This window comes from Microbulbifer sp. ABM4_008 (genome assembly GCF_056311705.1).
The window spans coordinates 1,480,293-1,497,535 of record NZ_CM149970.1 but is presented as its reverse complement, the minus strand read 5'-3'; the positions used below and the strand labels follow the sequence as shown (position 1 = coordinate 1,497,535).

At 50.1% G+C, this 17,243-nt stretch carries 13 protein-coding genes and 1 tRNA gene; 1 reads left to right on the top strand and 13 read right to left on the bottom strand.

Annotation, left to right across the window (positions count from 1 at the left end; genetic code table 11):
- Positions 1–1,139 precede the first annotated feature (1,139 nt).
- Together csrA and ACYX4J_RS06530 are read right to left on the bottom strand one after the other, a co-directional pair.
- Positions 1,140–1,319: a carbon storage regulator CsrA gene (csrA, locus tag ACYX4J_RS06535; RefSeq protein ID WP_353376628.1), complete on the bottom strand. Its 180-nt coding sequence runs from the start codon at positions 1,317–1,319 to the stop codon at positions 1,140–1,142.
- Positions 1,320–2,673: 1,354 nt separating this feature from the next.
- Positions 2,674–3,297 (bottom strand): hypothetical protein, encoded by a 624-nt coding sequence (locus ACYX4J_RS06530; protein WP_476178130.1) that lies wholly within the window; start codon positions 3,295–3,297, stop codon positions 2,674–2,676.
- Positions 3,298–3,784: 487 nt separating this feature from the next.
- Between ACYX4J_RS06530 and ACYX4J_RS06525 the strand changes: the two genes are divergently transcribed.
- Complete coding sequence (locus tag ACYX4J_RS06525) at positions 3,785–4,108, top strand: hypothetical protein (protein WP_476178129.1); 324 nt, start codon at positions 3,785–3,787, stop codon at positions 4,106–4,108.
- Between the two features lie 636 nt (positions 4,109–4,744).
- On the opposite strand, the gene ACYX4J_RS06520 is transcribed toward ACYX4J_RS06525, so the two are convergent.
- The 11 genes from ACYX4J_RS06520 to thrS all read right to left on the bottom strand — a co-directional run bounded on the left by ACYX4J_RS06520 (position 4,745) and on the right by thrS (position 17,142).
- Positions 4,745–6,631 (bottom strand): UvrD-helicase domain-containing protein, encoded by a 1,887-nt coding sequence (locus ACYX4J_RS06520; protein ID WP_476178128.1) that lies wholly within the window; start codon positions 6,629–6,631, stop codon positions 4,745–4,747.
- Positions 6,628–8,850 (bottom strand): ATP-dependent endonuclease, encoded by a 2,223-nt coding sequence (locus ACYX4J_RS06515; RefSeq protein ID WP_476178127.1) that lies wholly within the window; start codon positions 8,848–8,850, stop codon positions 6,628–6,630. Before ACYX4J_RS06515 ends, ACYX4J_RS06520 begins: the two co-directional genes overlap by 4 nt.
- A gap of 372 nt (positions 8,851–9,222) precedes the next feature.
- Positions 9,223–9,299, bottom strand: a tRNA-Pro gene (locus tag ACYX4J_RS06510).
- 114 nt (positions 9,300–9,413) lie between these two features.
- On the bottom strand, positions 9,414–9,782 hold the full coding sequence (locus tag ACYX4J_RS06505; RefSeq protein WP_108733836.1) for a MerR family transcriptional regulator: 369 nt from the start codon (positions 9,780–9,782) through the stop codon (positions 9,414–9,416).
- Complete coding sequence (gene ihfA, locus ACYX4J_RS06500) at positions 9,763–10,068, bottom strand: integration host factor subunit alpha (protein WP_108733837.1); 306 nt, start codon at positions 10,066–10,068, stop codon at positions 9,763–9,765. Before ihfA ends, ACYX4J_RS06505 begins: the two co-directional genes overlap by 20 nt.
- Positions 10,069–10,197: 129 nt before the next feature.
- Positions 10,198–12,573: a phenylalanine--tRNA ligase subunit beta gene (gene pheT / locus ACYX4J_RS06495; protein WP_476178126.1), complete on the bottom strand. Its 2,376-nt coding sequence runs from the start codon at positions 12,571–12,573 to the stop codon at positions 10,198–10,200.
- A gap of 129 nt (positions 12,574–12,702) precedes the next feature.
- Complete coding sequence (gene pheS, locus ACYX4J_RS06490) at positions 12,703–13,716, bottom strand: phenylalanine--tRNA ligase subunit alpha (protein ID WP_108733839.1); 1,014 nt, start codon at positions 13,714–13,716, stop codon at positions 12,703–12,705.
- 193 nt (positions 13,717–13,909) lie between these two features.
- Positions 13,910–14,269: a 50S ribosomal protein L20 gene (gene rplT / locus ACYX4J_RS06485; protein ID WP_108733840.1), complete on the bottom strand. Its 360-nt coding sequence runs from the start codon at positions 14,267–14,269 to the stop codon at positions 13,910–13,912.
- A 36-nt stretch (positions 14,270–14,305) separates the two neighbouring features.
- The gene (gene rpmI, locus ACYX4J_RS06480; RefSeq protein WP_020413351.1) at positions 14,306–14,500 is read right to left on the bottom strand and encodes a 50S ribosomal protein L35; all 195 of its coding nucleotides are present in this window, start codon (positions 14,498–14,500) and stop codon (positions 14,306–14,308) included.
- 146 nt (positions 14,501–14,646) lie between these two features.
- Positions 14,647–15,186 (bottom strand): translation initiation factor IF-3, encoded by a 540-nt coding sequence (gene infC, locus ACYX4J_RS06475; RefSeq protein WP_282934667.1) that lies wholly within the window; start codon positions 15,184–15,186, stop codon positions 14,647–14,649.
- A 27-nt stretch (positions 15,187–15,213) separates the two neighbouring features.
- Positions 15,214–17,142: a threonine--tRNA ligase gene (thrS, locus tag ACYX4J_RS06470; protein WP_108733842.1), complete on the bottom strand. Its 1,929-nt coding sequence runs from the start codon at positions 17,140–17,142 to the stop codon at positions 15,214–15,216.
- Positions 17,143–17,243: the final 101 nt, after the last annotated feature.

Sequence of the window (17,243 nt, the reverse complement as noted above, 5' to 3'; positions counted from 1 at the left end):
GCATAACAGTTAATTCAAAAGAAGCTTCTTTATATCACCCTGCTTTATATTTCTACGCCCGATTTCCTTTCAAATCTCAATAAAATCAATAAGTTACCTTATTTTTGTGTAAATACGTAAGAATATATACAAAGCAGCGCCTTTATAATTCTGTATTTTCTCAGCTTTACATCACCTTTGGCACCCTTTAAGTATCAATGAGTTACTGAGTTTCAACTAGAAGTAGGTGCAGCTTCTGCTGGCTTTTGTTATTGAAAGTACAGCTGTACACTTTTCGATCAGCGCCAACTAATTTACATGGCCCAAAACTGATAATCTGAGGGTTATGGCTTGCTAGCCACTTGTGCCGTCTAAGCAACCCCATCACTGATATGTGTTTGCACGCGGTATGCTCCATATCATCAGGCATAGCCTCCCATCCAAGCTGTAAGCCTAAACTTCACTGTGTTGTAAACACTGGTCGATCCCCTCTTCCTTGACCTTATTGATATCCTGATTTTTGTCACACGGCGTCAACAGGTTCTCCGTTGCTACCATTCTTATACGTGGCGGTAACGATTCTGCGGGGCTGACTATACAAGTTCGGAAGAGCGTGACGAATTGAAATCTAGCGATGTGGAGGGACACCTTGTATGTTAGGCGAGGAACAGAAAAACCAAAGCATAGATTCCGTCAAAAGTGGAACCTCATCTGCTGGAGCTGGATTAATCACTGACTCAGCACACAAGAGCTAGGGAGCATTGTTGGGAATATTCCTCCTTCATCAAAAGGCTAGGCATCTTCACTTAGCGTAGGCTCTGTCTTTAGCCCAATCCTGAAGGCTGCTTGAAGCAGCTGGTGGGCTCGGCGACATTCATCTGGAGGATCTGTGTATAGCAAGCCAAGCATTAAGTACACCTCTTGTGGCGCTGGCAAGGCTTGCTTACCCTCTCTTCCTGTCGGATAAGAAGGTCTGCTTGTTAAACACCTCCAAGACATCAGCACGGCCACTCCGAGTTCGCTAGCTAGTCACCTTTGGCATCCAAAAGGCATTCGAATCAGAGCGCGTATATCGCCTACCGAACAGAGGCGCAATGATTCTTCTTGGAATCCCTCTTTCAATTATTGGGTGCCTCAAGTTGCCCTACCTTCAAGCATATTCAGGCCTTTGCTTTCTGCTGCTTTTTGATCCGCACATAGATTTCTTCACGGTGGATGGGGAGTGATTTGGGGGCGCTTATGCCTATCTTCACTTGATTGCCTTTCACCTCCAGCACTGTGACTGAGACATTTGCTCCAATCCTTAGAAGTTCACCTGTCCGTCGCTTTAAGATCAACATACTTATTTCCTTCGATGGTCAAAGTTTGGGCGCTTCCGAGGTGGGGAAGCTTGGGCTTAACGTTTGGAGGAAATATGGGGTGGTGCGCGGGGGCGGTAGGCAGAGAAGAGGAAAAGGCGGGCGCTAGGCTTCCAGAGCTTGGGAACAGATCCCAAGCCGCTGAATGTACTCCACTTTATTGAAGACGAGCGGGTTTCTAGCGTATTATCCATATAGCCACTTTGATACTGTACTTATCAATTTGGTCAGCTGGCCCCGGGTGTTCCTAGCACCTTGGGTCAGCGCCTTTTACTTTCTCTTACGTCACGCTACCGTTCTCCTTTGAGGGATGGGTCTTTTAGAAAATTCTCGGCTCTATCGAAGCTTCCAAAATCTTTTAAACTTCTGAAGCGTTTTTAATTGGCTCGCTCAATTACGGCCAAAATACCAAAAATATCTATCGATTTTACGCAGCTTTGAGATTGAAAAAAACTGAATAAATTCCAATAGGATTATTTTCGCGCCTATATTTTAGTTATTTCGACTGAGGAAATGTCAACCAACCATTGGAAAACTCTATTTACATTGAAATTCATCCCATGCTTTCCTTAAAAGATTAAAGAGTAATGCTCTCAATCATACAGCTAACTAAAGGCAAAACCGGGGAATGTGAAAGTTCACTAATAATTTAATTGGCTCATTAGTTTTATACTCGTATCCACACTCCATTGCTAAATACTGGAAGAGCGGGATTCCATTGTAGGGGTTAATATTGAGTTCAGCATGGAGTTACCACCTTGCAAGTCACCTCTCCACATTAGTGCTATTGCTTGGTTATTTTGGGTTAAAACCAACCGTACAAGTAGCCGCTGGTGAGGTCTTTTGAAATTCCTGGCTTAGCTCTACTCTTACCAGTATTGCCAAGACATTGAAGACTCTGATTACACTTGTACTTAACAGCGCATTCGCACGGTCGTATCTAGTGAGCAACCCAAAACTCTACTTTATTTATTGGTAGTGAGCGCTTGAAAGAACCTAAAGCACTTCCCTTTCCATTGGAACAATATTTCGAGCCAGTGATTGGAGTGGCCGGTATTTAGATCCTTAAAAACGAGGTAGTATTTTCGGAATCACCCCTCCTATCCGAAAGACTTGATACCTCACCTCTCCACTGGCTATGTAGCAACCGAATTTTGAAAGCAGATTTAAAGTCTGTAGCTGACTGCCGGCAGCTTCCTCTCAGCGTTCCTTATAATCTGGCCTATCCCCAAAATCAGCCTTCCCCAAAACCTGAACGTCAATTTCTGGTACTCCACTTCCCCTGCCTGTATGTCAGAGATGGAGAGTCTGCAGAAAGCTCTCATGGCTATTTACATCAGAGCCACTGCCATCTGGGGCCATCAGGATAAAGCCTTAACCTTTGCCCTTGAATATGTGTACGGCCGGTATAAGTATCCTCGCTCCCATCGACAGTCTCTTTAACAACAGTACCGCGAAAACGTTGATACCATTTGCCTGTATAATTACGATCTTGAAAATTTTTTAAGCGCAACTTACAGATTTTTGACGAAATCCCAAAATCCATTTCGGTTTCACTTAAGTCAACATTATTTTTTTCCAGTTCTTCTTTAAACTGCTCCATATAATCGCTAGTGGGCTGGTAGTGGCCACTGAAATTGTTAATATGCTCTATTATTCCACCTATCACAGAGATATGCCCAGCCGCAGCAACTGGACGCCCCGAAAAAAATGCTGAATGGTGCTGAATGTCACCATTTTTGTTACCACAAAAGATACGTCCATTTTTGTCCATAACAAATGCCCAAGATCCGCCTGGATTGGTATTAAGTTTCTCACCGCGCCAAAACAGAAGTCCATCTTGTATAGTAACCTGATATTTTTCTCGTTCAGCTTCACTCATATAGGGCACAATAACTCCACTAAAGGCATCTTTACTTAAACCGCTATCTTTTAGCATTCCAAGTTCTTTGTATGGCATGTTAGTTATCTCCTTTATAAATGCGCTTAATAGATATCCATCAATAATAGCTAGTAATATTGACAACTATTTCAAGAGTATTTCTATCTCCATTCGTAAGTTTGAATCCAATGTAAATCATTGAGTTTCCGGTTACATACGCAGGGCTTTTCTTTGTGGGAAAGATGCCCAACCCGAGAGAGATTATGAGCATCGGCGTCAGTGTATTGAGGGTAGGAAGCAAAAGCTAGCCGGTATCATTTCGCTCGATATTGAAGCCTATGCTGTAATAAGAAACCACTACTGTATTCTGCTCTATATCGACACAGAAGCCGCCAAAATTTGGTCCGATACCGAGGTCATTACTCGCTGGCAAGCGTTTTTAGAACTTCCGTACCAATTCAACGCTATCTTCGAGGGTACACTCTCGATTCTAGCGAAATAGAAAAGCTCCATGAGCTTAAAGAATGGCCATAATGAATGACGTGCCACTAGAGGCCCATAAAGCATGATGAATTTCAATGAATATAATCAACCAGCGAAGACATTAGTTATGCATTACGCGAAACAACTAAACTCCGAAATCGCTCGATCAGTTGTTTCTGGAAACTCCTATTTAGATAGTAAAGAGGAAGCAGAGTCTTTGGCTTACTTTTTCTGGGAAATGACAGATCAAGCGGTTGATGACGAAAAAGACTGCAAGATGATTGAGGGCATTTCAGATATTCAGTCTTGGTTAGAAAAAGCACTTCATATATTTAGAGGTTACTTCAAAAAGCAAGGCTATCAACAAGAGTGGTCAGAGGGCTATGACAAATACCATAGTGAGTAGAGCTTCATAACAAACTTCCACCTAACTGCTATGAGGAGAAGTAAGGTTGCAACTTTGGGAGTCGCTTTAAGTGCTTGGTCGGCTCGACGGAATTAGTGCGACAGGCCTGTACCTTGCAGAATAAACGCTAGGTACATGGACTGCGAGACTGCCAACTCTCCCTGGCCCCGCTCCAAGTTAAGTAGCCAAAAACCCTCTCAACTACTACTAAAGCAGTTGCGCGACTGGCAGTATTCCATACCTGTTTCTCAATTATTCAAAAACCCAGCCTATCTACGCTGAATCTCCATCAGTATCGGAGTTGATGTGCCATCTTCCGAATGGCGACGTAATAATTTTACTTATATCTTAGCGTTTCTAATTCGTGGGCTGATCTGTGGATACTTAAAAAGAGGGCTTGAACAAATACGGGCAAGAAGCTCAAAAATTGATCGGCTCGCTATTTCAGGTGAAATCCAGAGTTATTACCCGCTTTCACGAGTGGACAGCTCGACCGGTTGCTGAATTAAAAAACTACGGAGCAGAAGCGATAGGAGGGGCGAACGCCCCTCCCTTGGAGTTCTGTCAATAAGTGTACGGGAAATGGGGGTCAACATTATTACTGGGTTCGCCCCTTCCATCAAAAGTATTCAAACCTCAAGCAAGAACTGTCTCGTCATAAATATCTTCAGACCGGAAGAGTCCTTTCGCTTCAATCTGTGCTCTCATCGCATCGACATCGGGAAGAAACATCACTACAGCGAGATCTTGCTCGGCACGTGAACAACAGACATAGAATAGACGGCGAGTTCTCCCCAACACCGAATCTATGCCTTGATCTATATTCTCTCGGTCTCTATCTGACAATGGCGTCACCCCGAAATACTTCCCATAAGAAAAAAATCGTTGAGCCCGCCCTTCCTCGTCGTCAATGATAACCATTACACGATTGAACTCAGCACCCTTAACTCCCTGTTGAGTGGCAAATGGAGACATATCCTCGATGTAATATCGATAGCCCCATAGCTCTTCGGAATCGCACCCCAGAAAAGCCGCTATGCTTTCACTCTCAGGATCATTTGCATCAATCTCACCCTGAAGGTCAGTAAAATATGTGGAAAATCTATCCTCTAGTTGAATAATTTCATTATCAACCGCGAATTGAAGAACATCACGAATACTGTGCCCTGGGCCATCAAGCAATTGCTCTAACCCCGAAGTCGCATCTTGAAGCCCACGGAGAATTTCACTCACATCACGACACATTAATCTCTCACCGGATAATAATGGGCATTCAGATCGTAGCAGTGACATAACCTGGAAATGATCATCAGCCCGCAGCGCGAGAACAAGAGGTAGGAGATAGTTTAAAAAGGGACGGAGCGGCCAAGCTGTTCCTTCTTCCAGCCCGTCCTTAAGGCTGAGAGGTGCTTGGTCATGAAGTGAAGCATAGAGGTTTGGAAACCCCAATCGCGTCGCAGCCATCCGATGAACGACAACCAAGGCCCGTACGTCCTCGCTACCATCGTTTATGCTCCAGCGTGAATCGCAATTTTCCCGACTTAGCCATTCTCTAACTTGCTCTATCCTAGCCGAGCGATTCTCGTCAGCAGGCAGTAGAAACAATCGAGCCGTTCCTTCAACCGGAACTAGCTCACCGTCAACCTCAGCCATCTTTCCTCGGGTTTGGACCAGGCCGTCATCTTCCGCTCGAATCGCATTAACAACATCAAGCACTCTCTGTGGACATCGAAAATTTTCTGGCTTCGTAATTTCTTCCCAACCTTCACCTGGTAAAATTCCCCCCGCACCTGTAGCGTATATTTTCTGCATAGGGTCACCAAAAAATCCCAGGCAAAAATCCGCTTCTACTGTTTCCTTGATTTTTCTCAGTGCCGACACAAAGGCTGGAATTGTATCTTGGCTCTCGTCAACGAAGATAAATGGGAAGCGACTCGCAATTAGCTCACAAAGCAGCTGATTTTGCTCGATAAGTTCAGGTACAAGCGCAAGTACATCTGCATGACCTAAGACTCCATTGGCATAATCGCGACCTGTACCATATGTGAATCGAGTTACCCCTCCCACTGCAGCGTACTGAGCTCGATAACGTTCGATATCACGTTCTAAACGAGGCCTTGTCCTAGCCTGAGTGCGCGGATTGGCCAAGCGTGCAACTACTTTTTGGATTTTTTCAGTGAGACGTGCGAGAACCCAATCTCGGATATCCAATTGAAATGGCCGGATCACCGACCAGAGGAAACTGTGGATTGTGGATACATGAAAGAGGCTGTCATTCCCGACATCTCCCCAAATCTCCTTAACGGCAACTTCAGTGTACGTTATACAGGCTATTTTTTGCCCGCGCGCCCGCAAATCACTACTTCTCGAATGCGCCAAATGTGCGAGAGCTTTGACAAGCGATGTAGTCTTTCCGGAGCCCGCACCTGCGACCATCACAAAGCTAGCTTGGGGCCTCTGGTCAAGGCAAGATCGCAAATCTACATCGGCCTGAGTGTCTGGCTGTCCAATTCGGCTTGTCATACTGCCATAGCCTCCTCCGCAACATCAGGTACCGTCTGTTGCGCTGGCGCTAACTCCTGCTCAAGCCACTGGAGACCTTCTTCAATATAGCGAGGTACACTCCATGATTCTGGATCTTTAGCGAGTAAAGCGAGCGCGAAATCCGTCTTATGAAAATTTGAACTACCGATTTTTCGATGAAGCTGTTCGGCAACCCGTTCAAGAGAAAGATTGGAACTTCCGCGAACACGAAGCCGGAGATCGGCTTGGTCTGAAGCTTGACACCATGCAAGATTCTCCAATGCGAATGCCTCTTCAAGCGTTCTACCCGTCATCGAATCTGTTGTATCCCCCCAATTGACCTCGACTCTTTTTTGATATGTGACACGAACTAGTGCTTCACCATCACTCAATCGTAATTGAGTACGGCTTTGCTCGTCAGCTGCGAGCAACTCTGCAATCGTCGTACGACGTGGCAACCACTGAATCAAGGTCTGATTTGAAGTCACGGCCCCGTCAACGTTGACCATACAGGCTGATCCAGGCGATGGTTCATCCTCGCCTAACGGCTCGTTACTGGCTTCGCCTTGCGAGGCACCCACATTCCCTGGTGAACCTAAAACACTGTCGATGTCGGTAACGATCAAGGTTGTTAAACCTAGGAATTCGATTAGCGCCCGAAATTTATGACCAAAAGCACCGCCAATTTCCAAGATACTGAGATATGTTGATTGAAGTTGAGGGGCAGCCTTTGCAACCATCTGAGGCATCAGTAGACGCTCAACATTCCCTTCAACAAGAATGGCGGCATCAGAGAAAAACAAGTCACAATGTGTGAGTTTTAGATAACGCTCAAGGAAGTCTCGCGTCGGATTGGAAGTTCTGTCGTAGAAAATTGACAGACTTAAGACGTCGGAGCTCTGAGAAGCAGTAGTAGAGTTACGACGAAAATACCGAATTGGACGGAAGCCACGCTCATATAGAATATGTGGAGAGTGCGTAGAAACGACCACCTGACTTCTGTAATACTCCGCATCGTCACCTTCAATACTTAGAATATCCATTACTTTACGGATAAACACTTGTTGGAGTTGCGCGTGCAAGTGAGCCTCAGGCTCCTCAATGAATACGAGGTGAAGTGGAGGTCGATTTTCTTCAATGCCGAGCCATCGGGAGTGGAGATCAAGAAGCTCGATTACCATGTAAATGAGATTTTTGAATCCCAATCCGTTATACCGATCAGGCAATGTCGGCGGCTCAACCCCACTGTCAACAGGGCCAAGAGCGTAGTGTACCCTCGCTCCATCATAGCTACCCAAAATAGACATAGGATTTAATGCTGTTTTGATCAGCAACCTGGGGTTATGGAGCCCCGGATATCCAAGCTCCGCCAACCGCTGCAAGGTTGGCTCGAACACTTTTCCGAGATGCTCGTTAAGCATGGCTTCGGAGTCGGCTAGCGCTCTCTGCGCGTCAAAGTCCTCCGACCTTTGTTCTAAGTTGCGCTCATAGAACCGACTCAGGCACCGAGAAAGGTCTTCAGACCGGCTGCCACCAGCGGAATCTGATAAGTGACGCTGCGAGTGAAGAAAGTCAATTTTCACAAGCCCAGCAAGGATATCCTTACCCCCACGCCCTCTATCCGGCGTTATGAGAAATGGGGAATAGCCTGCTATGGCAATAAGGTTGTCATTGAAATTCGCACGATCCAGAATGTAGTAACGAAGTTCAAATTCGTGTCGAAGGTTTTCACCCAAATAATCAAATAGTGTACGCGGAAAAGGGTGATAATCAGTGGCCCCATTGGCATCGGGGGGCATGTTCTGACGAGCGCGTTCACGGGCCTGCTGGAAACGTCCACGCATTGCCTCAGCGTCAGAAACGGAAAATTCCACGCGCAGCCCAACGCAATTCCCCTGCCAAGCGAGACTCGGTAACAGGTCAACAACCCGATTTAGATCACCAGCCTCGACTCTAAACCAAATATCTAGTGAAATACTTGGAAATTCCGCGCCCTCTATGCCATCTCCAAAAGCATTGATTAGCTCCCAGCAATCAACACTAAAGTCATGAATAGAAAACCGCTCTCGTGAAGCCGCCGTGAACAGCTGTAATGCATGAGCGGCAGAAGTCTTCCCACTATTGTTTGCCCCCACAAAAATTGAAATATCTGACGCGAGATCGACACGGACATCCTTCAAACGCCTGAAATTACGAAACCTCACTGCTTCAATGTGCATTGATCCTCCCTGGCTGCCTCTAGCACTCTAATGGCTAGGCTTTTTATTAGTTCATGCTCAACATGCCTTACTGATGGCTATCATATTGCAATTTTGCCGTGGAATTCCAAATTAGACCTACCCACATCTCTCTAGCTTTTCAACTCAGAACAATATTGGGGTCACACATGATCAAATTCATTTGTAGTTCCATCGGTGCTGCCTCCTCGAACCTCAACTGGAATAACCGAATCCGCCTGTGCAAAGGGATACTGGATACTGGTTGTTATATGAGCCGGCGAAGCGAGCGAGTTTAAGCTGGACTTAAATTTCAGACACAAAAAAACCCGCTAAAAAGCGGGTTTCTTGGCCGTTGCTATGCAACGATATATATGGTCGGAGCGGCCGGATTTGAACCGACGACCACCACACCCCCAGTGTGGTGCGCTACCAGGCTGCGCTACGCTCCGATTTTTAAAAATCGTTCACTTCGCTAAGTGATTGATTTTTAAAGACATCGTGTCTCGATGTGGCGTGAATCATACCTGAGTGCGGCTGGATTGCAAGCCCAGGTTTACAGTTTTTTATAAATTATTTTTCCCTTCCAGCAGGGCCACCACGTCCTTTAGTTCTGCGATCACTTCGGGTAGTACTTGCTGTAGCTGTACCACCTCTGCCCGCTCGCTACCGGTTTCGATCTGCTGGCGGGCTCCACCAATGGTATAGCCCTCTTCGTACAGGAGCGCACGAATCTGGCGGATCATGATGACATCTTGGTGCTGGTAGTAACGGCGGTTGCCGCGACGTTTGACGGGTTTCAGCTGGGGGAATTCCTGCTCCCAGTAACGCAGGACATGGGGTTTAACGGCGCACAGTTCACTCACTTCACCAATGGTGAAATAGCGCTTACCGGGGATTGCAGGCAGCTGAGCGTTATTGCTCGGTTCCAGCATGCTCTTCTACTCGTGTCTTGAGTTTTTGCCCGGGTTTAAAAGTGACTACCCTGCGGGCCGAGATGGGGATTTCCTCGCCGGTCTTGGGGTTGCGACCGGGACGCTGGCTTTTATCGCGCAGGTCGAAATTGCCAAAGCCGGAGAGCTTGACCTGCTCGTTACTTTCCAACGCATTGCGGATCTCCTCGAAGAAATATTCGACGATCTCTTTCGCTTCGCGCTTGTTAAAGCCCAGCTCTTCGTACAGTTTCTCGGCGAGCCCGGCCTTGGTCAGTGCCTCTGTCATTGGATCCTACCAATTGATTCAGAGGCGTCGACTCCAGATCGGAAGCGGCCCAAACCGCGGCGGCTTTCAACCCGGTAGCAGACGCTCTCGGGGTGCAATTCAGCCTGCACCCGAGAGCATCATGCTCTACTAGCGCAGACTAGCGTTATATTTTTCTTCTAGTTTTCCGACCACCGCATCTACAGCGGCATTGATTTCGTCGTCATTAAGGGTGCGTGACGAATGCTGAAACGTCAACCCCAAAGCAACACTTTTTCTATTTAAATCAATACCTTTGCCTTGGTAGACATCAAATATCTTGAGGTCCGTCAAGGTTTCACCTGCAACTTCGACAGCAGTTTCCACCAGACTGGCGGCAGGAACCTCTGCATCAATCAACAGGGCCAGATCGCGGCGTACTTCCGGGAACTTGGACAGCGGACGGAAAGCGGGGGTTTTGCCCTCGCCGATCGCTTCCAGGCTCAGTTCAAATACGAACGCGGGCTTGGCCAGATCCAACTTCTTCTGCAACTGCGGGTGCAGGGCTCCAATAACCCCTACTTCGCGGTCGCCGCACATAATCCTGGCGGTTTGACCGGGGTGCAGCGCGGGGTGTTGGCCAGCGACAAAGCGGAACTCATCGGCTACACCGGTGCGAGCCAACAGGGCTTCTACATCGGCTTTCACGTCGAAGAAGTCCACGGCGTCTTTGCTGCCAGTCCAGTTTTCTGCGTAACGGTTGCCGTAGGCGAGACCGGCAATCATTTGCTCCTGGTGCAATTCGGCACCCGGTACAAAGCGCAGGCCGGTTTCAAACAGGCGCACGCGGTTTTGCTGGCGATTCAGGTTGTACTGCAACGCTTTGCACAGGCCCGGCAATAAGGTGGTGCGCATAACCGCCAGCTCAGCGCTGATCGGGTTTTGCAGGGCCACCGGATCGGCTTTCGGATCAAACAGCGCGGCGCTGTCGCTATCGATAAAGCTGAAGGTAATCGCTTCGTAGTAGCCACGGCTCAGCAGGGTTTGCTCCAGGTTGTCCTGGGCAATAGTGCTCTCCGGGCGCGGGGCGATTTCCAGTTCGGCAGTAAAGCTTTCGCTGGGGATACGGTTGTAGCCGTATACACGGGCCAGCTCTTCCAGCAGGTCTGCTTCGATGGCGATATCGAAACGGAAGCTGGGGGCGAGGAAGGTCCAGCCTTCGTCGTTCTGGTCGATTTTTTCCAGGCCCAGACGGGTGAGAATATCGACGATTTCGTCATCGGCCAGTTTGATGCCCAGGCCTAACTCTACTTTCGCACGGCGCAGGGTAATGTGGCGCTCGGCGGGCATAATCTCAGTCAGCTCACGCACGTGTACCGGGCCGGGTTCACCGCCGACAATATCCAGCAGCAACTGGGTAGCGCGCTCCACCGCTTTCTCTTGCAGGTGGTAGTCCACGCCGCGCTCGAAGCGGTGGGAGGAGTCGGTGTGCAGGCCGTAAGAGCGAGCCTTGCCGGCAATGGCCAGCGGGCTAAAGAAGGCGCTCTCCAGGAAGATATGCTGGGTGCCCGCTGTCACGGAGGAATCCAGGCCACCCATAATACCGGCCATCGCCAGAGGTTTTTCCTCATCGGCAATTACCAGGGTGCCCTCTTTCAGTTTGACTTCCTGGCCGTCCAGCAGGGTCAGCTCTTCACCGGCTTCTGCCATACGCACTTTGATGCCGCCGGAGAGTTTCTCCAGGTCGAAGGCGTGCATGGGCTGGCCCAGTTCCAGCAAAACATAGTTGGTAACATCTACTACCGGGTCGATACTGCGCAGGCCACTGCGACGCAGGCGCTCTTGCATCCACAGAGGTGTTACCGCTTTGATATCGATATTGCGAATAACACGACCTACGTAGCGCGGGCAGGCGGCTTCGGCCAGCAGGGATACGGGCATGCTCTCGTCGATCTGCTGGGGTACCGGAGCAACTTCCGGGCCCTGAACGGCGCAGCGATTCAGTACACCCACTTCGCGAGCGATACCGGCAACACCGAGGCAGTCGGAACGGTTCGGGGTGAGATCCACTTCGATGGTCTCGTCGTCCAGCTGCAAGTATTCGCGCAGATCGGTACCGGTGGGTGCGTCTTCTGGCAGCTCCCAGATACCGTCATTGTCTTCGCCCAGTTCCAGTTCGGTCTGTGCGCAGAGCATACCGAAGCTCTCTACACCACGGAGCTTGGCTTTCTTGATTTTAAAATCGCCCGGCAGCTTGGCGCCTACCAGGGCAAAAGGAATTTTGATTCCGGTGCGCGCATTGGGAGCACCGCATACAACCTGCATTTCACCGTCGGGGTGGCCAGCGACTTTGCACACGCGCAGCTTGTCCGCATCCGGGTGCTGTTCACAGGCAACAATCTCACCGACAACCACTCCGGAGAAATCGCCCGCAACTTTTTCTATACCGTCCACTTCCAGGCCGGCCATGGTGATTTGATCGGCCAGTTCCTGCGTGGTGAGTTCCGGGTTTACCCATTCCCGCAACCAGGAGTTGCTGATTTTCATAGTTGATCTCTTTCTGTATTCCGTCAGCGCAACTTGGTGCGCATTTCGCCTGGGGCTATTTCGCCTCCCAGGCCTCCACAATTCGACTGCTGTTGCGAAGGGCCATTGCCATTCGCGCTGTCACTTGGCTTAGAACTGTTTCAAGAAGCGCAGATCGTTATCGAAGAACAAGCGCAGGTCGTTGACGCCGTAGCGCAGCATGGCGAGGCGCTCGATACCGATACCGAATGCAAAGCCGGAGTATTTTTCGCTGTCGATATCGCAGGCGGCGAAGACGTTCGGGTGCACCATGCCGCAGCCGAGAATTTCCAGCCAGCCGGTGCCGGAACATACGCGGCAGCCTTCACCGGAACAGGCGGTACACTGGATGTCCGCTTCTGCGGAAGGCTCGGTGAACGGGAAGTAAGACGGACGGAAACGCACCGGTACTTCCGCTTCGAAGAAGGCGCGCAGGAACTGGTCGATGGTGCCTTTCAGGTGGGCGAAGCTGATGTTCTCGCCGATTACCAGGCCTTCTACCTGGTGGAACATGGGCGAGTGGGTGACATCGGAGTCGCAGCGGTATACGCGGCCCGGGCAGATAATGCGCAGCGGTGGAGATTTTTTCTCCATGGTGCGGATCTGCACTGAGGAGGTGTGGGTTCTCAGTACGGTGGTGGGGTCCACGTAGAAGGTGTCGTGCATCGCGCGCGCGGGGTGGTGCGCGGGAATATTCAACGCTTCGAAGTTGTAGTAGTCCTGTTCGACTTCCGGGCCGTTCTCAACAGAGAAGCCAATGCTCGCAAAGAATTCTTCCACGCGCTTTAAGGTGCGCGTAATGGGGTGGGCATTGCCCTGCTCTTCACCGCGCCCCGGCAGAGTGACATCAATGGTCTCTTCGGCCAACTTCGCGTTGATGGCGGCCTGCTCCAGCATATTGCGGCGCGCGTTAATTTTTTCCTGAACCTGCTGCTTGGCTTCGTTGATCTTGGCACCCGCCGCCGGACGCTCCTCAGCCGACAGCTTGCCCAGGCCTTTCAGCAGCGCCGTCAGCTGGCCCTTTTTGCCCAGGTAATCAACACGCACCTGATCCAGTGCGGCGAGGCCATCGGCCTTCTCCACCAGCTCCATAGCCTGCTCGGTGAGGGACTGCAAATCTTGCATCGAACTGTTCCCGTTTGAATCCAACTTCGATTAATTTTTTCTGCTTTGTTCGGCCGGTACTTTCTGTACCGGAGGGAATTTCCCCAGGCACCGCCACCGGTAAAAAATAGCGGAAACTCCATAAAAAAATAGGGAAGGGCCACTACAGCCCTTCCCTATTTTGAGTATTCAGTTTTACAACTGAAGTGACAGCTTACGCTGCCAGGGCTGCCTTAGCTTTTTCAACTACGGCAGCAAAAGCGACTTTATCGTAAACAGCCAGATCAGCCAGTACACGGCGATCCAGTGCGATGTCCGCTTTTTTCAGACCTGCGATCAGGCGGCTGTAGCTCAGGCCTTCAGCACGGGACTGGGCGTTAATACGAGTAATCCACAGAGCGCGGAAGTTACGCTTTTTAACGCGACGGTCACGGTATGCGTACTGACCAGCTTTAATTACTGCCTGCTTGGCAACGCGGAATACGCGTGAACGCGCACCGTAGTAACCTTTAGCCTGCTTCAGAATCTTCTTGTGACGACGACGCGCCTCTACACCACGTTTTACACGGGCCATACTTCTATCCTCTTAAACCTTTGCGATTTGGACCAATTACTTGGCGCGCAGCATACGATCGACCAGTCCAGCATCAGACTTGTTCATAGTCTGGGTGCCACGCAGCTGACGCTTACGCTTGGTGGTCATCTTGGTGAGGATGTGGCTCTTGTTAGCGTGCTTGTGCTTGTAGCCCGCAGCCGTCTTCTTGAAGCGCTTGGCAGCGCCACTGTGAGTCTTTGCTTTCGGCATTTTGTACTCCAAAGTTAATATTCGCCTGTAAAACAGGCACCTTTAGTAACTGCCGACAACCGAAGTTACCGGCACTGCGAGAGTGGGGAGGCAGCCGTCGCCCAACCACTTCTCAAAGGAGATCCCGGGAATGACTTCCCCAAACCTCACTTTTTCTTTTTGAGCGGAGCAATCACCATCAGCATTTGACGACCTTCCATTTTCGGTCGCTGCTCTACGGTGCCCAGCTCTTCAAGGTCCTTTTCGATGCGCTGCATCATTTCCATGCCCAGCTCTTGGTGAGCCATTTCGCGGCCACGGAAACGCAGGGATACTTTGGCCTTGTCACCCGCTTCCAGGAAGCGGGCCAGGTTGCGCAGCTTGATCTGGTAGTCACCGACATCGGTGCCCGGGCGGAATTTCATTTCCTTGATCTGCTGCTGCTTCTGCTTCTTCTTGGCGGCATTCTTAGCTTTTTTAGCTTCGAATACGTGCTTACCGTAGTCCATGATCTTACAGACTATCGGCGTGGAGTCCGAGGCAATTTCAACGAGATCCAAGCTAGCTTTCTGTGCAGCTTCCAGCGCTTCATCCAGGGAGACAATGCCTACCTGTTCGCCATCAGCGCCTATCAGGCGGAGTTCTGACGCTTCAATCTGATCGTTTATGCGGGCCTTTTTGGACCGTCCCTTAGTGTCTCGTTTAATAGCTATGGTCTCCCAGTTGCCAAGTTGTTATGCATTATCTTCTGTCAAACGACCGCGACGATTCACGTCTTGCTCGAGGATCTCGAGGAATGACTCATACGTCATTGTACCAAGATCTTCACCGCTACGGGTACGTACTGCCACGGTCTGACTTTCTACTTCCTTATCGCCAATTACCAATAGATAAGGAACACGCTGAAGCGTGTGCTCGCGGATTTTAAAGCCGATCTTCTCGTTTCTCAAGTCAGCTGTGGCGCGGTATTGCAGCTCACCCAAACGATCTTGCAAATTGCGACAATATTCGGCCTGACGATCGGTGATATTCATGATCGCCACCTGCTGCGGCGCGAGCCAGGTGGGGAACGCGCCTTCGTAGTGCTCGATCAGGATTCCGATAAAGCGCTCGAAGGAACCCAGGGCTGCGCGGTGCAGCATTACCGGGGACTGGCGCGAGCCATCTTCCGCTACAAACTGGGCATCCAGGCGGCCCGGCATGGAGAAGTCCACCTGAATAGTACCGCACTGCCATACACGGCCGAGACAGTCTTTCAGGGAGAATTCGATCTTCGGTCCGTAGAAGGCGCCTTCGCCCGGCAGCTCTTCCCACGGCAGGCCAGCGGCATCCAGTGCATCGGCCAGGGCTTTTTCAGCCTTGTCCCAGCTCTCATCGGAACCTACGCGCTTCTCCGGGCGAGTGGAGAGACGGTAGATAACGTCCTGGAAACCGAAATCCTTATAAACGGAGTGCAGCAGATCCATAAAGTCAGAAACTTCTGACTGGATCTGATCTTCGCTACAGAAGATATGGCCATCATCCTGCACAAAGCCGCGCACGCGCATCAGGCCGTGCAGGGAACCGGAGGGCTCGCTGCGGTGACAGGAGCCAAACTCAGCCAGACGCAACGGCAGGTCGCGGTAGCTGCGCAGGCCCTGGTTGAATACCTGTACGTGACAAGGGCAGTTCATCGGTTTAATGGCGAACTGACGCTCTTCACTGGTCAGGGTGAACATGTCATCGCCAAACTTATCGGCGTGACCGGACTTGCGCCACAGGCTGAAATCTACCAGCTGCGGAGTCTTGATTTCTTTGTAGCCGAATTCGCGCTGGCGGCGACGCATGTACTGCTCGATAGTGCTGTAAATGGTCCAGCCGTTCGGGTGCCAGAACACCATGCCGGGCGCCTCTTCCTGGATATGGAAAAGGTCAAATTTCTTCGCCAACTTGCGGTGATCGCGCTTTTCTGCCTCTTCGATACGACGCAGGTAAGCTTTCAATTCTTTTTTGTTGGCCCAGGCAGTGCCGTAAACACGGGTCAACATTTCATTGTTGGAATCGCCACGCCAGTAGGCACCGGCCACTTTGGTCAGTTTGAACGCTTTCAACCTGCCAGTAGAAGGTACGTGGGGACCGCGACACAAGTCTTCAAAGTCGCCCTGGCGGTAGAGAGAAATATCTTCATCACTGGGGATGCTGTCGATAATCTCAGCCTTGTACTCTTCGCCCATCTCGCGGAAATATTTCACCGCTTCTTTGCGCGGCATCAGGCGGCGGCTGACAGTGATGTCTTCTTTGGCCAGCACTTCCATACGCTCTTCGATCTTCTCGAGATCTTCTGGCGTAAACTGACGTTCGTAGGCGAAATCGTAATAGAAGCCGTTTTCGATAACCGGGCCAATGGTGACCTGGGCTGTGGGGTACAGCTGTTTAACTGCTTGTGCCAGCAAGTGCGCCGTGGAGTGACGGATCACTTCCAGGCCTTCGGGCTGACGATCAGTAATAATTGCCAGATTTACGTCGGTATCAATAACGTAACTGGTATCGACTTCCTTGCCGTCTACAACGCCAGCAAGTGCGGCTTTTGCCAAACCTGGGCCGATATCAGCGGCTACATCGTGTACGGAAACCGGAGCAGAAAATTCTCGACGGGAACCATCGGGGAGAGTAACAACGGGCATTGTTTATCCTTTGTTCTCAGTGGCGATCCCTACCAAAGACCGCATGAAACTATCCATGAATTTTTTCATGGAACTCTTGATCGGGATGGGCAATCCATCCT

Bases quoted from the DNA above. Each gene is read 5' to 3' on its own strand.
- rplT (WP_108733840.1), bottom strand. From the start codon at position 14,269: ATGGCCCGTGTAAAACGTGGTGTAGAGGCGCGTCGTCGTCACAAGAAG.
- ACYX4J_RS06530 (WP_476178130.1), bottom strand. From the start codon at position 3,297: ATGCCATACAAAGAACTTGGAATGCTAAAAGATAGCGGTTTAAGTAAA.
- ihfA (WP_108733837.1), bottom strand. From the start codon at position 10,068: ATGACAGAGGCACTGACCAAGGCCGGGCTCGCCGAGAAACTGTACGAA.
- ACYX4J_RS06505 (WP_108733836.1), bottom strand. From the start codon at position 9,782: ATGCTGGAACCGAGCAATAACGCTCAGCTGCCTGCAATCCCCGGTAAG.
- pheS (WP_108733839.1), bottom strand. From the start codon at position 13,716: ATGCAAGATTTGCAGTCCCTCACCGAGCAGGCTATGGAGCTGGTGGAG.
- ACYX4J_RS06525 (WP_476178129.1), top strand. From the start codon at position 3,785: ATGATGAATTTCAATGAATATAATCAACCAGCGAAGACATTAGTTATG.
- rpmI (WP_020413351.1), bottom strand. From the start codon at position 14,500: ATGCCGAAAGCAAAGACTCACAGTGGCGCTGCCAAGCGCTTCAAGAAG.
- csrA (WP_353376628.1), bottom strand. From the start codon at position 1,319: ATGTTGATCTTAAAGCGACGGACAGGTGAACTTCTAAGGATTGGAGCA.
- ACYX4J_RS06515 (WP_476178127.1), bottom strand. From the start codon at position 8,850: ATGCACATTGAAGCAGTGAGGTTTCGTAATTTCAGGCGTTTGAAGGAT.
- pheT (WP_476178126.1), bottom strand. From the start codon at position 12,573: ATGAAAATCAGCAACTCCTGGTTGCGGGAATGGGTAAACCCGGAACTC.
- thrS (WP_108733842.1), bottom strand. From the start codon at position 17,142: ATGCCCGTTGTTACTCTCCCCGATGGTTCCCGTCGAGAATTTTCTGCT.
- ACYX4J_RS06520 (WP_476178128.1), bottom strand. From the start codon at position 6,631: ATGACAAGCCGAATTGGACAGCCAGACACTCAGGCCGATGTAGATTTG.